This window comes from Pantoea sp. RSPAM1 (genome assembly GCF_038816185.1).
In the GTDB taxonomy this organism is placed as follows: Bacteria; Pseudomonadota; Gammaproteobacteria; order Enterobacterales; family Enterobacteriaceae; genus Pantoea; species Pantoea ananatis.
In genome coordinates, this window is sequence record NZ_CP046137.1 from 852367 (window position 1) to 865573 (window position 13207).

Here is a 13207-nt window from a genome sequence, read left to right on the forward strand (position 1 = left end):
CACGTCCAGAGACACAGGCATTATTTGTGCAGCCAGGCGGGCAGCCAGTCACCGTGTTCGGCGATCAGCTCATCCACCAGCGCATAAATCTCCTCAATGCCCAGCACCGCCGCCGTATGGGGATCCAGCATGGCCGCGTGATAAACCCGGTCAGGGTTTTCGGTCAGGATGGCTTCGGTCAGCAGCGTCTGCACGTTAATATTGGTTTGCATCATGGCTGCCAGATGTGAGGGCAGGGTTCCCACCTTCGTAGGCTGAATCCCGTTGGCGTCCACCAGGCAGGCGACCTCAACACAGCATCCCTGCGGCAGATTGTCGATTAATGCATCGTTACGTACGTTGCCATAAATCACGGCCGGTTCACCCGTCCAGATAGCATTCATAATGGCGCTGGCATACTCGCGCGAGGGTTTGCTTTCAATACGCTCAGCGCGCTTGTAATGTTCAAGCTCGGTACGCCAGTTATCCAGCTGCTCGACGCAGCGTTTGGGATATTCATCCAGCGGGATCTGATAGCGGGCAATCAGATCCTCTCGTCCCGGCTTGATAAACCAGGGCGTATATTCTGCAAAGTGTTCTGAAGACTCGGTAACGAAATAGCCCAGTTTTTTGAACATCTCATAGCGCACAATGTTGGGACAGCGCGTATTGCCATGCATGTTGGGTTTCGGTACCTGCCCGGCGTCAAAAGCGGCAAGCAGTTCCGGGTAGAGATTCACATAAGCCCCGTCTGCAGTTTTTCGCTCCAGCTCCAGGTAAAAGGCCATGTGGTTGATGCCGGCAGAGCGGTAACGTAAATCGGCCGGGTTAAGATTGAGATCGTAAGCCAGCTCTTCCGCCGTTCCCTGAACGGAATGGCACAGGCCGACCTGTTTGATATGCGGATAACGCGCGTACATCGCCCAGGTGTTCATCGCCATGGGGTTAACGTAATTAAGCATGGTGGCATCAGGACATACCGCCGTCATGTCTTCACAAATCTGCCAGAGGTGCGGGATGGTGCGCAGCGCGCGCATGATGCCGCCCGGGCCAAGCGTGTCGGCGATGGTCTGCTCAAGACCGTAACGCTTACACACCGCAAAATCAGTGAGGGTACAGGGTTCATAGCCGCCTATCTGAAACGCGACCACAACAAAGTCGGCATCCGCTAATGCCGCTTTCTGGTCGGTGTGGCAGGTGATTCTTCCGGCCGCACCAGCCGAACTCATCAGCTTACTGACCACGGTAAAGGACTCTTCAAGCCGGGTCGCATCAATATCCATCAACGCGATATGGGCGGATTTCAGCGTATCGCGGTGAAAGACATCGCCAAGGATATTTTTGACGAAAATAGTGGAACCCGCGCCAATAAAGGTAATTTTGGGTGCAGACATCAGGACGCTCCATTGCAAGGTTGGATAACGCCAGAATGTCACGCCATTCATCGAGAAACTTCCGCCTTACGGAACGAGCATTCCCGAAAACTCAGATCTGATGCTGGCGGCGAGCAGATCTGAGTTTTTGGGACAAATTTGCACGGAAAGAAGAGTATCTGGTGTGATGACAGGCGAAAACGTCATGCTGACCGCGCATTTCTCGCCTCTGAGACTGGCCTGAGCCGTTCAGATATGGCAGGGTTCTGATAATTCAGGAGAGGGAATGATGACTATGCAGCCTGTCGAACCACTTCCGCCCGACCCGCATATGTGCAGCAGCGATGAACAGCAAACCCGCAGCCCGCTGTCGCTCTATTCTGAATATCAGCGCATGGATATCGAACTGCGTCCGCCGCTGGCCATGACCACCAGCCACTGGCACGGCCAGGTTGAGGTGAATGTGCCCTTTGACGGTGACGTGGAATACCTCATTAATAACGAGGTCGTTCAGATCAGGCAGGGTTACATCACCCTGTTTTGGGCCTGTACGCCACATCAACTCACCCGTCCCGGACGCTGCCAGAACATGGCTATTCTGAACCTGCCGATGCATCTGTTTTTGTCCTGGCCGCTCGACAGGGAGTTAATCAATCATGTCACCCACGGCATGGTGATTAAATCTGTGGCGAAGCAGCAGCTCAGCGCGTTTGAAGTGCAGCGCTGGCAGCAGGAGCTGAACAGTCCCGACGAACAGATTCGTCAGCTTGCCGTTGATGAAATTGGTCTGATGCTTAAGCGCTTTAGTTTGTCGGGATGGCAGCCGGTGCTGGTGAACAAAACGTCGCGCACGCACAAGAACAGCGTTTCGCGCCATGCTCAGTTTTATGTCAGCCAGATGTTGGAGTTTATCGCAGATAACTACGATCAGGCTTTAACCATCAATGATGTGGCCGAACACGTTAAACTCAATGCGAATTATGCGATGGGCATTTTTCAGCGCGTGATGCAGCTGACGCTAAAACAGTACATCACGGCCATGCGGATCAATCATGTCAGGGCGCTCCTGAGCGATACCGATATCACCGTTCTGGATGTGGCGCTGACGGCCGGTTTCCGCTCCAGCAGCCGTTTTTACAGCACGTTTGCCAGGTATGTTGGCATGTCTCCTCAGCAGTACCGCAAGCTGAGCCAGCAGCGGCGGCAGACAATGTCTTTATAAGTTTCCGATAGCGTTGGCCGTCTTTGCCTGCAGGCTGGCATCATAACAAGGAAATTTTTGCGGTTTACTCTACACTCAGGCAGGAAATTGCGCTTCAGGGCTCGCAGTAATAAAGCAGAACGTGGCAAAGGCTTGCTTCTGCTTTTGAACTTTGCATAATGCCCGTTTCCCAGAACAGGCAAACCAGCAGGCTTCAACATGATTAATGATGTCATCACCCCGGAATTTGATGAGAATGGACGCCCGTTGCGTCGGATTCGCAGTTTTGTGCGCCGCCAGGGCCGCTTAACCAAAGGCCAGCAGTTGGCGCTGGATAACTACTGGCCAGAGATGGGTGTTGAATATCAGCCTGATCCCGTAGATTTGCCCGCGCTGTTTGGCCGCGAAGCCCCGGTAACGCTGGAGATCGGCTTTGGCATGGGGGCCTCGCTGGTGACCATGGCGCAAAACACTCCCCACCAAAACTTCCTGGGAATTGAAGTGCACGCGCCAGGCGTAGGCGCCTGCCTGGCCTCGGCGAAAGAAGCCGACGTCAGCAATCTGCGCGTGATGTGCCATGATGCGGTTGAAGTGCTGGAAAAAATGATCCCTGATAACTCACTGCGCATGGTTCAGCTGTTCTTTCCCGATCCGTGGCACAAAGCCCGTCACAATAAACGCCGTATCGTGCAGGTGCCTTTTGCCGAGTTGGTGATGCGTAAGCTCAAGCTGGGTGGCGTATTCCATATGGCAACTGACTGGGAAGCTTATGCAGAACATATGCTTGAGGTCATGAGCAGCATCGCAGGTTATCGCAACCTGTCTGAAGACAGTACCTATGTGCCGCGTCCTGAAACGCGTCCATTGACAAAATTTGAGCAGCGCGGGCAGCGTTTAGGCCACGGCGTATGGGACTTAATGTTTGAGAGGGTGAAATAATGGCCACACAACGCAGCCGCCGTTTACGTAAAAAATTACATATCGATGAATTCCAGGAACTGGGCTTTTCCGTGGCCTGGCGTTTTCCTGAAGGCACGTCTGAAAGTGACATCGATGAAACCCTGAACCAGTTCATCAACGAAGCGATCGATCCTAATGGTCTGGCTTACGACGGCAGCGGTTATCTGGCGTGGGAAGGGCTGATTTGCCTACAGCAAACCGGTAAATGCACCGATGAGCATCGTGAACTCGTGCGCAAGTGGCTGGAAGACCGCAAGCTGCAGGATGTGAAAGTTACCGAACTCTTTGACGTCTGGTGGGACTAAGTTACCAGCAGTGTCGCTTTCACACCCAGACAGGGAGATTGTATGATTCGTAACGCGCTGGTCGCCGGCCTTTTACTGGCGGCAACGCAGGCCCAGGCCGCCTGGGAGTGCAGTGTCAAACCGCAGGATGATGTTGTGATTACGCCACAAAGCGTGCAGGTGGTGGGCGCAAATGGCAATCTGCAGATATCGACGTTGGGGGATGTGCAGTTCAACGGTCAGAAGATGACCCTGAACGCTGCTAACCGTCAGAAGGCGATTGATTATCAAAATGCCTTACGCCGCGATCTTCCCTGGATCGATAACGGCGCAACATCCCGTCTGGAAAAAGGGCGTGCCGCGCTGGATAACATCATTACTCAGCAGGTTGGCGAATCCAGCCGGTTACACAGCCGACTGGCTACGCTGAATACGCAGTTAAAAACCCAGATGAACCGAATTATCGAGCATCGCAGCGATGGTTTAACCTTCCATCATCAGGCGATCGATCAGGTACGTGCCGATGGTCAACAGCTGGTTAATCAGGCGATGGGCGGTATTCTGCAGGACAGCATCAATGAGATGGGCAGTAAGGCGATGTCCAACGGTGGCGCTAGCGGTTTGCAGGGCTTGATGGGCAATCTTGGCGGCCTGCAAAACGCCATTCAGAGCGAGTGGAACAATCAGGAAGCCGATTTCCAGCAGTTTGGCAAAGCGGTTTGTAACCGGGTAATTACGCTTGAGAATGACCGTAAAGCCCTGGTTGGTTCGCTGAAATAGTGCTTTTGAGACGGCCTGCGGCGCCTGGTCGTCTGCCTTTCATCCTGAACGTCACGCCGCCGCGGGCTGCTGGCGTTTTTTCTGCTTTAGCTCGTGGTTGAAAAAAGGGGCTGGCGTCAGCCCCTGATGCCTGTCAATCGTTGTTGGCCTCTGTGACGACCGTTTTGTTACGGGCGACATAGTTATAGATCACCAGCAGGGCAAAAATTCCGGTTATCACCATGGTAATCGTCCCTTTATCAAGGAATCTGGCCATATTCCCCAACAAAATCCCCGTGACGCCAAAATCGGTGTCAGAGAAGGTGGTATTCGTCAGACCGATGGCGCCCAGGACAGGCAATAAGGCGACCGGGAGGAAGGTAATCAGAATACCGTGGGCAAAGGCACCTAACATGGCCCCGCGTTTCCCGCCGGTAGCATTACCAAAAACGCCTGCGGTTGCGCCGCAGAAAAAGTGCGGTACCACGCCAGGCAGAATTAATATCCAGTGCAGCTGTCCCAGAATAAACAGCCCGACCAGGCCGCCGATAAAGCTGGAAATAAAACCGACCAGAACGGCGTTAGGCGCATAGGGGAATACAATAGGGCAGTCGAGTGCAGGGCGCGCGCTTGGCACCAACTTCTCTGAAAACCCGGTAAACGCCGGCACAATTTCGGCCAAAATCAAACGCACGCCCTGAAGGATGATAAAAACACCGGCAGCGAAGGTAATGGCCTGCACAAAGGAGTACACCAGATAGTTTTGCCCGTGGCTGAACTGACTCTCTACGTATTCTCTGCCTGCCGAAATGGACAAAATAAAATAGATGACCATCATCGTCAGGGAAATCGAGATGGTGCTGTCACGCAAAAAACTCAGGTTTTTTGGCATGTTCATCTCTTCGGTGGATTTAGAACCTTTGCCCACCAGAGAACCTATCCAGCCCGACAGGACATAGCCAACTGTACCGGTGTGCGCCAGCGCGACCTGATCGTGCCCAATAATTTTACGCATGTAGGGCTGCGCCAGCGCCGGGAAAAAGGCCATTAACATGCCCAGCGTCAGCGAGCCGGTATAGATAAGCTGCACGCCCTCGAAACCCGCCACCGAAAGAATAATCGCGATCATGCAGGCCATATAAAAAGTGACATGACCAGAGAGGTAGATATATTTCAGACGCGTAAAGCGAGCGACGGTAATATTGGCCACCATGCCGAAGGCCATAATCAGCGTCGTGGGCGCACCATACTTCGCCAGGGCGATAGAAACCATCGCCTCGTTATTGGGAATAATGCCCTGAACGTTGAACGCGTGTTTGAAAATATCCCCCAGCGGCGTCAGCGATCCCACTAACACCGTGGCACCGCCTGCCAGCACTAAAAAACCCAGGATGGTTTTTACCGTACCCTTTATCACATCCGGCAGCGGTTTACGTTGCGCTATCAGACCGAACATGGCGACCAGCCCGACCAGAATAGAGGGGACTTTCAGCACGTCGACAACTACCAGTAAAAGGTTTTGTATAAACATAATAACCTCAGCGGTAAGTGTTCTTTTTTAAGTGGGTGACAGGGTTATTTATTGAAGTAGTCGCGAATTTTCTGCTCAACTTCCTTCAGGTCGATAATGTTATTGATAATGATGACTTTTTCCGGTGGCAGGTTAGCGCTGTAGGCGATGTCTTTCGCCATCACGAACACATCCGCCACGTCTGGCGTGACCGAACCGAGATCGGCGTGTTCAACGTCTGCCGTCATATCCATCGCTTTAAGCACTTTTTTGATGTTCATTTCCATCATGAAGCTGCTTCCCAGGCCTGAACCACAAACTGCCATAATTTTCATAAAAACCTCTTTTAATTTTAACGAGTTAACGGGGTATGCTGTCTGCTAACAACACGGCACAGAGTGCGTGTTGGCTTTGTGCCTGATAAACGCGTTCCATCACGTCGTCATCGGTAAGCACCTCAGCCAACTGGGAGATCATCTCAATGTGGCTGTTGCTGTCAGGGGCGGAGAACATAAAAAGGATATCGACAGGATCATTCTCACCTGCATCAAAGGTGACCGGGTTAGCCAGCTTGACCACAGATAATCCCAGCTTTTTTGCGCCCTGCTCAGGGCGGGCATGTGGCATGGCAATGCGCGGCGCAATAACGAAGTAGGGACCGGTTTCCTGTTTGAGGCGAATGATGGTGTCAATGTAATCCTGTGAAATCGCCCCCTCACTAAGAAGAGGATCGCCCGCGACCTGAATCGCGGCTTTCCAGTCGGATACGCGCTCAATGTATTGAATTTTTTCAGCATTCAGCCATTGGGTCAGATTCGGCATACAATGTCCTGGATAAAAGGTTAGGCAAAAAAGTCAGCCAGCTGGCTTCCAGAATTCATCAAGCTGTACAGTCATCTTTCTCTGTTTATCCCTGCGGTCTTGCCTTTTTTATTTCATCTGACAAAACCACTCACGGCAGAGGGATAAACGAAAGTGACATTAACTTACTCTAAAATAAGATATTAATTTAAGCCGTACTCGTCAGTTCTGACAATTTGCTGTTGCAAAAACCGGCTTGTACGTATAGACATGTTTAAGCTGTCTAGTCATCTTGATGATGCACCTCGACCTGTACAGATACAATATGCAAGAATCATTTCTGGCGGGGCGCGTGGGGTTTGAGTGCAAAATCGTTAGCTGGATCACATCTGGATCGTTGCTCACGGGCACGTCGTGACGAAAACCAGGCCTGCAGGATTGACTGTAGGGCACCGCAGGCACGGGCACATTATTCGGGAATATGCTGATGTTCGATGGCATTACAGAGAAGCAAAAAGAGGTTGTCGACTATATCCTGACAAAGATCATGCAGGATGGACTGCTGCCGGGCGATAAGCTGGACACGGAAATCGCGATTGCTAAGAACATTGGTATTACCCGGGCGACGGTGCGGGAAGCCACCCGCATTCTTATTGAGCAACAGCGTATTTATCGGGTGAAAGGCTCCGGGCTGTTCGTGGGGTCCATCGGCAAGAGTAATCACTCAGGCCGGTTTCATGCGCTTTCCCCGTTTGATTATCAGGCACACAAAAAAGGGCATAAAGCGGTCAGAAAGGTGCTGACTGCCAGCATCATTAAAGTGCCCGGGCCGGATATGGCGCAGGCTTTGCGCATCAAGAACAGTGACCCGATTTACAAAATTGTTCGTCTGATGTGTTTTGATGACATCCCCGTTGCGCTGGAATATATCCACCTGCCTGTCAGCCTGTTTAGCAGCATGGAGTTTGCACGACTGGAGATCTCAAAATATTCGTACATTGAACAGATCACCGGCAAGAAAATTCAGCGTCGCGATCAGCAACTGAATGCCATCAACGTGACCGATGGTGAGCAGCTCAGGCTATTAAATTTTAATGCGAATGAGGCGGCGCTGGAGATCAATGAAACCGTCTATCTGGATGATGGCATGCCCTGTGAGGTCAACATCGCCATTATTAATACGAAGCTGTTACAACTGAGACAGAATACCGAACGCGGCTGATGTTCGCGTAAACGGCCCGGTTGCCTGAGTGATGCTTCCGGGCCGGTTAGGCACTAGGCTTCCGCTAAAAACAGCTCCAGCAACGAGTTCAGAAACAGTTTCCCTTTCTCTGTTATCTGCCAGTGTTCCGGCGATTCAGTGATGTAACCTGCGGCAATGGCCTCGTCGAGCTGCGGGCGAATCAGCGTTTCATGCAGCCCGGTATAGCGGCTAAAGTCTGCACGCGGCGCGGCCTCCAGCAGACGAAAACGGTTCATGAAGAACTCAAAAGGCTTATCCTCGTCTGCAACGTCGTACTGCTTATCGAGATAATTGCCCTTCATAAAGCCACGCGGATGGCGCACTTTTACGGTACGGACAATACGGCCATCTGACTGAGTCAGTTTGCCATGCGCACCACAACCAATGCCCAGATAATCGCCAAAGCGCCAGTAGTTCAGGTTGTGTTCACAGCGGTAGCCCGGTTTAGCATAGGCCGAGGTTTCGTATTGCTCATAACCTGCCGCAGTCAGCAACTGGTGGCCCTGCTCAAAAATATCCCATAACGCATCATCATCCGGCAGGGTTGGCGGGCGAGAGCCAAACAGCGTATTGGGCTCAATCGTTAGCTGATACCAGGAGAGATGCGGTGGGTTGAGCGCAATCGCCTGGCGCAAATCATCCAGCGCCTCAGCCAGCGACTGATCGGGCAGGCCGTGCATCAGGTCAAGGTTGAAGCTGCGCAGCCCTAAACCTTGTGCCAGTGCTGCGGCACGCTTCGCTTCTTCCGGGCCGTGGATACGGCCGAGACGTTCCAGTTTCTGCGGGCTGAAGCTCTGGACACCAATCGAGATTCGGTTAATACCGGCGCGTTGATAGGCGCTGAAGCGATCCGCTTCCACCGTGCCAGGATTGGCTTCCATGGTGACTTCAGCATCGGCTGTCAGCGTCAGCCGCTCGCGTACGCCATCCATCAACATCTGCATGGCGCTGCTGCTTAACAGGCTTGGCGTCCCGCCGCCGATAAAGATCGTGCGAACCTCACGACCCTGAATCAGCGGCAGGTCGTGTTCAAGATCGCGCAGAAGGTGCTGCACATACTCAACGTGCGGCACCTCATCCTTTAATGCGTGAGAATTAAAATCGCAGTAGGGGCATTTCTGTACACACCAGGGAATGTGGATGTACAAACTCAGAGGCGGTAAATCAGGCATTACGCATCGCTTCCAGTAACAGCGTCAATGCTTTACCACGATGGGAGACTTTTCCTTTCTCTGCCTTAGTCAGTTCGGCGGCAGTTTTACCCAGTGCCGGAACCCAGAACACCGGATCGTAACCAAAGCCACCTTCACCGGATGCCGTTCGGGTAATTTCCCCTTCCCAGGCACCGTGGAAGACCAGCGGCGTGGGATCAGAAGCATGGCGTAAATAGACCAGCACGCAGTGAAACTGCGCCTGACGTTGTCCGTCGGGCGTGTTTTCCAGAGCCTGAAGCAGCTTTTCCAGATTCTGCTGGTCGCTGGCATCTTCACCCGCATAGCGGGCTGAGTAGATCCCGGGCGCGCCACCCAGCGCATTCACGGCCAGGCCAGAGTCATCTGCGATAGCAGGCAGGCCGGTAACCTGCGCGGCATGGCGCGCTTTCAGGATGGCATTTTCAATAAAGGTCAGGCCGGTTTCCTCGGCGGATTCCACGCCAAGTTCGGTTTGCGCCACGACATCCAGACCAAAGTCAGCGAGCAGATCCGCCAGCTCACGGACTTTGCCGGGATTGCCGGTGGCAAGAACAACTTTTTGCATAACAGTTCCAGTTTGATTCATTTACAGCAAATACCAGAGACCCGGGAACAGATCCATGCCAAGGAAATTCAGGGCATACAGCACCAGAATCACGATCATGGCTGAGAAGTCGATGCCGCCCATGGCTGGAAGAATACGACGAATCGGCGCCATTAACGGCTCGGTCAACTGAATCAGCACATAGTCCATCGGGCCGCGGCCCTGACTGATCCAGCTCATCAGGGAGCGAATGATAATGACCCAGAACACCAGATAACCCGCAGATTTCAACAGCGACAGCAGGCCAACCAGCAAATTTGTGGGATCGACAGAGAATACGCCGACCTGAATCAGCAGCAGAAGGGGATATTTAAGCGTTGTCAGCACAAAGGCCAACAGCAGGGAGGCCGTATCAATCGGACCCAGAGCCGGAAGGATACGACGCAGGGGTTTGACAATCGGCTGAGTAATCTTCACGACAAACTGCGCAAGCGGGTTATAAAAATCACAACGTGACCACTGCATCCAGATGCGCAGCAGCAGCACCATGACGTAGAGATCGATTAGCGTTTTTACTAAAAACGTCATTGTTAACATGAAGTTCCTCAATTATTGTTGTGAAGGTTGTGTGTAATCTCGGGCGCCAAAAATGGCGGTGCCAATGCGCACCATCGTACTGCCAGCGGCAATAGCCGCCTCCATGTCATCGCTCATCCCAAGGGAAAGCGTATCAACGCCGCTAACCTGCTGTTTAAGCTGGTCAAAAGCATCAGCCATTTGCTGGCATACCGCCAGCTGTCGCTGATAATCTTCTTCGGGTGCCGGAATCGCCATCAGCCCGCGCAAACGCAAACGCGGCATCGTCAGGATGTCCTGAGCCAGTCCGGCAACCGCCTCCAGCATGATGCCAGATTTGCTGTTTTCATCACTGATATTTACCTGGATTAAGACATTGAGCGGCGGCAGATGTTCAGGCCGCTGATCGTTAAGACGCTGTGCGATCTTCAGACGATCGACCGTATGACACCAGGCAAAGTGTTCAGCGACCAGACGGCTTTTATTGGACTGCAGCGGGCCAATGAAGTGCCAGGTCAAGGCAGGATGTGAGGTCAGTGACTGAATCTTTTCAACCCCTTCCTGAACGTAATTCTCACCAAAATCGATCTGTCCCGCCGCTGCGGCTTCTTTGACCGCGCTCGCAGGCTTTGTTTTGCTCACTGCAAGTAGCGTAATTTCTTCTGGCGACCGGCCGCAACGGGTTGCAGCAGCAGCGATTCGCTGACGGACTTGCTGTAAGTTGTGCTGGATTGAAGTCATAGTCTGGAGATCAAAATGGATTTGGATGAATTAGTGGAGCTTAGTGTAAAGCATAACGCCGCCGATCTGCACCTTTGTAACGGACATTCGCCGTACTGGCGCCGTCAGGGCGGGCTTGAAACGCTGCCCGGCCAGCCCATCCTGCCATCCGACTGGATGGCGCAATTTACCTCATCATGGCTGGACAGCGAACAGCAGCAGGTGCTGAAGCGAGAAGGGCAGTTGGATTTCGCCTTAACACTGGTTAACGGGCAGCGCCTGCGCGCGAACCTGTTTATGCAGCGCAACGGGCTGTCTCTGGCGCTGCGTATTATAGCCAGCCGCTGTCCTTCGCTTGCGGATTTACGCCTTCCGCAGGTCGTGCCCACCTTGCTGAACAAACAGGACGGGCTGATTTTGATTACCGGTGCGACCGGCAGCGGTAAATCCACCACGCTCGCCGCCATGGTCGATGCCATTAACCGGCAGCAGGCCCGTCATATTCTCACGCTGGAAGATCCCATTGAGTTTATTCATCACAGCCAGCAGTCCCTGATTCAACAGCGCGAAGTGGGGCTGCATTGCCGCTCGTTTAGTCTGGGCCTGAAAGCGGCCTTACGCGAAGATCCCGATGTGATTATGCTGGGAGAATTACGCGACAGCGATACCATTCGTCAGGCATTAACCGCGGCAGAAACCGGACATCTGGTGCTGGCGACGTTGCATACGCGCGGCGCGGTCCAGGCGGTGGATCGGCTGGTGGATGTGTTCCCTGCCGATGAAAAGGCGCTGATACGCACACAGCTGGCAGGCAGTCTGAAAGCCGTTATTGCGCAGCAGCTGGTTTCAGCCACAGATGAGACACGCGTGGGGCTGTTTGAGGTGCTGATTGCCACCAGCGCGGTGGTCAATCTGATTCGGGAAGGCAAAATGCATCAGATTCCCGCTATTTTGCAAACCGGCGCGCAGGCCGGAATGCAAACCTTTGAGCAGAGTCGGTTAGCCCGTCAGGCCGAAGGGGTGATTCATTAATGGGTTTCAAACCAGTCCTGCAGGATAATCGCCGCTGACTGGGAATCGACTGATCCTTTATTCAGGGCACGATAGCCACCCCGTTCAAACAAACCGGCGCGCGCTTCAACGGTGCTGAGGCGCTCATCCTGTAGCTCAACGCGAATTCCAAAACGGCCATGGAGGCGATTCGCAAACTTACGGGCGCGGGCTGTTAAAGGCTGCTCGGTGCCGTCCATGTTCAGTGGCAAACCCACCACAACAAAGTCGGGCTGCCACTCTTTAAGCAGCTTTTCAATCTGCTGCCAGTCTGGCGTTCCCTCCTGCGCCTTAATCGCGCTTAACGGACGGGCGCTGCCCGTCAGCTGCTGACCAACCGCAACGCCGATGCTTTTGGTGCCGAAGTCAAAACCTAACAACGTTTGTGTATTCATCAGGCGTGACCTGCATCGCTGGCCATGTTGTGAATATCAATGCCCATACTGCGCGCGGCTTCTCGCCAGCGCTCGGCGATGGGCGTCTGGAACAAAATATTGCTGTTAGCCGGTGTGGTCAGCCAGGCGTTCTCCATCAGCTCATTTTCAAGCTGGTCTTTTTCCCAGGCACAATAACCCAGCGCGACCAGCACATGATCGGGCTGTGAGGCTGTACCGATCGCTTCCAGCACGTCACGTGAGGTGGTAATCACGGTGTTGTCTGACACCCGAATGCTGGAAGTAAAGGTGCGCTGTGCCGAGTGCAGGATAAAGCCCCGATCTTCCGCCAGCGGACCACCGCTGAACACCGGCTTATCAAGATTGATAGCCGGATCGCGGTTATCTTCGGCGATCTTGAGCTTTTTCAGAATGCCTTCAACCGTCAGGTTTTCCATCGGCTTATTGATAATCAGCCCCATTGCCCCTTCTTCGTTATGCTCACAAACGTAGACGACAGAACGTTTAAAAAAGGGATCTTGCAACGATGGCATGGCAATTAAAAAGTGATGCTGTAAATTCATTCTCACATGGTTTACCAAAGATAACCGGTGCGTGATTGCTGCACCGGTGTTGGGTT

16 protein-coding genes are annotated in these 13207 nt (G+C 53.1%); 6 read left to right on the forward strand and 10 right to left on the reverse strand.

Translation table 11 applies throughout. The features are described 5' to 3' along the window. Window positions 1-20 precede the first annotated feature (20 nt). The gene (locus GKC68_RS04645; protein ID WP_342656874.1) at window positions 21-1376 is read right to left on the reverse strand and encodes an alpha-glucosidase/alpha-galactosidase; all 1356 of its coding nucleotides are present in this window, start codon (window positions 1374-1376) and stop codon (window positions 21-23) included. A 265-nt stretch (window positions 1377-1641) separates the two neighbouring features. Between GKC68_RS04645 and melR the strand changes: the two genes are divergently transcribed. From melR to GKC68_RS04665, 4 genes are all read left to right on the forward strand, one after another. Then, the gene (gene melR / locus GKC68_RS04650) at window positions 1642-2574 is read left to right on the forward strand and encodes a transcriptional regulator MelR (RefSeq protein WP_342656875.1); all 933 of its coding nucleotides are present in this window, start codon (window positions 1642-1644) and stop codon (window positions 2572-2574) included. 198 nt (window positions 2575-2772) lie between these two features. Further along, window positions 2773-3492, forward strand: coding sequence for a tRNA (guanosine(46)-N7)-methyltransferase TrmB (trmB, locus tag GKC68_RS04655; RefSeq protein ID WP_013027102.1), 720 nt, complete (start codon window positions 2773-2775; stop codon window positions 3490-3492). Further along, window positions 3492-3818, forward strand: coding sequence for a YggL family protein (locus GKC68_RS04660; RefSeq protein ID WP_013027101.1), 327 nt, complete (start codon window positions 3492-3494; stop codon window positions 3816-3818). The genes trmB and GKC68_RS04660 overlap by 1 nt, the downstream gene beginning before the upstream one ends. Window positions 3819-3860: 42 nt before the next feature. Further along, window positions 3861-4577 (forward strand): DUF2884 domain-containing protein, encoded by a 717-nt coding sequence (locus GKC68_RS04665; protein WP_028723333.1) that lies wholly within the window; start codon window positions 3861-3863, stop codon window positions 4575-4577. 133 nt (window positions 4578-4710) lie between these two features. On the opposite strand, the gene GKC68_RS04670 is transcribed toward GKC68_RS04665, so the two are convergent. Genes GKC68_RS04670 through GKC68_RS04680 form a run of 3 tightly spaced genes read right to left on the reverse strand, consistent with a single transcriptional unit; the run spans window position 4711 to window position 6888 of the window. After that, window positions 4711-6087, reverse strand: coding sequence for a PTS ascorbate transporter subunit IIC (locus GKC68_RS04670; RefSeq protein WP_110983690.1), 1377 nt, complete (start codon window positions 6085-6087; stop codon window positions 4711-4713). Window positions 6088-6131: 44 nt separating this feature from the next. Then, on the reverse strand, window positions 6132-6401 hold the full coding sequence (locus GKC68_RS04675; RefSeq protein ID WP_013027097.1) for a PTS sugar transporter subunit IIB: 270 nt from the start codon (window positions 6399-6401) through the stop codon (window positions 6132-6134). A 25-nt stretch (window positions 6402-6426) separates the two neighbouring features. Beyond that, complete coding sequence (locus GKC68_RS04680; protein ID WP_342656628.1) at window positions 6427-6888, reverse strand: PTS sugar transporter subunit IIA; 462 nt, start codon at window positions 6886-6888, stop codon at window positions 6427-6429. A 466-nt stretch (window positions 6889-7354) separates the two neighbouring features. On the opposite strand from GKC68_RS04680, the gene GKC68_RS04685 reads away from it, so the two are divergent. Next, complete coding sequence (locus GKC68_RS04685) at window positions 7355-8089, forward strand: GntR family transcriptional regulator (protein ID WP_064366892.1); 735 nt, start codon at window positions 7355-7357, stop codon at window positions 8087-8089. A gap of 53 nt (window positions 8090-8142) precedes the next feature. Here GKC68_RS04685 and hemW read toward each other — a convergent pair whose 3' ends face one another. From hemW to GKC68_RS04705, 4 genes are read right to left on the reverse strand one after another with little or no spacing between them, the layout of a single operon-like run. Then, window positions 8143-9282, reverse strand: coding sequence for a radical SAM family heme chaperone HemW (hemW, locus tag GKC68_RS04690; protein ID WP_028723329.1), 1140 nt, complete (start codon window positions 9280-9282; stop codon window positions 8143-8145). Next, window positions 9275-9868, reverse strand: a complete 594-nt coding sequence (locus GKC68_RS04695) for an XTP/dITP diphosphatase (protein WP_028723328.1) — start codon at window positions 9866-9868, stop codon at window positions 9275-9277. Before GKC68_RS04695 ends, hemW begins: the two co-directional genes overlap by 8 nt. Window positions 9869-9889: 21 nt before the next feature. Next, complete coding sequence (locus GKC68_RS04700) at window positions 9890-10444, reverse strand: YggT family protein (protein ID WP_014594515.1); 555 nt, start codon at window positions 10442-10444, stop codon at window positions 9890-9892. Between the two features lie 12 nt (window positions 10445-10456). Then, entirely contained in the window at window positions 10457-11164 is a 708-nt protein-coding gene (locus GKC68_RS04705) for a YggS family pyridoxal phosphate-dependent enzyme (RefSeq protein WP_252294323.1), read from the reverse strand. A 15-nt stretch (window positions 11165-11179) separates the two neighbouring features. On the opposite strand from GKC68_RS04705, the gene GKC68_RS04710 reads away from it, so the two are divergent. After that, window positions 11180-12175 (forward strand): type IV pilus twitching motility protein PilT, encoded by a 996-nt coding sequence (locus GKC68_RS04710; RefSeq protein ID WP_264238634.1) that lies wholly within the window; start codon window positions 11180-11182, stop codon window positions 12173-12175. Here GKC68_RS04710 and ruvX read toward each other — a convergent pair. Both ruvX and GKC68_RS04720 read right to left on the reverse strand, forming a co-directional pair. Then, a complete protein-coding gene (gene ruvX, locus GKC68_RS04715; RefSeq protein WP_342656629.1) occupies window positions 12172-12588 on the reverse strand; it encodes a Holliday junction resolvase RuvX in 417 nt (138 codons plus the stop codon). The two genes, GKC68_RS04710 and ruvX, sit on opposite strands and share 4 nt — an antisense overlap. Continuing rightward, window positions 12588-13151: a YqgE/AlgH family protein gene (locus GKC68_RS04720; protein WP_019104764.1), complete on the reverse strand. Its 564-nt coding sequence runs from the start codon at window positions 13149-13151 to the stop codon at window positions 12588-12590. Before GKC68_RS04720 ends, ruvX begins: the two co-directional genes overlap by 1 nt. Window positions 13152-13207 lie beyond the last annotated feature (56 nt).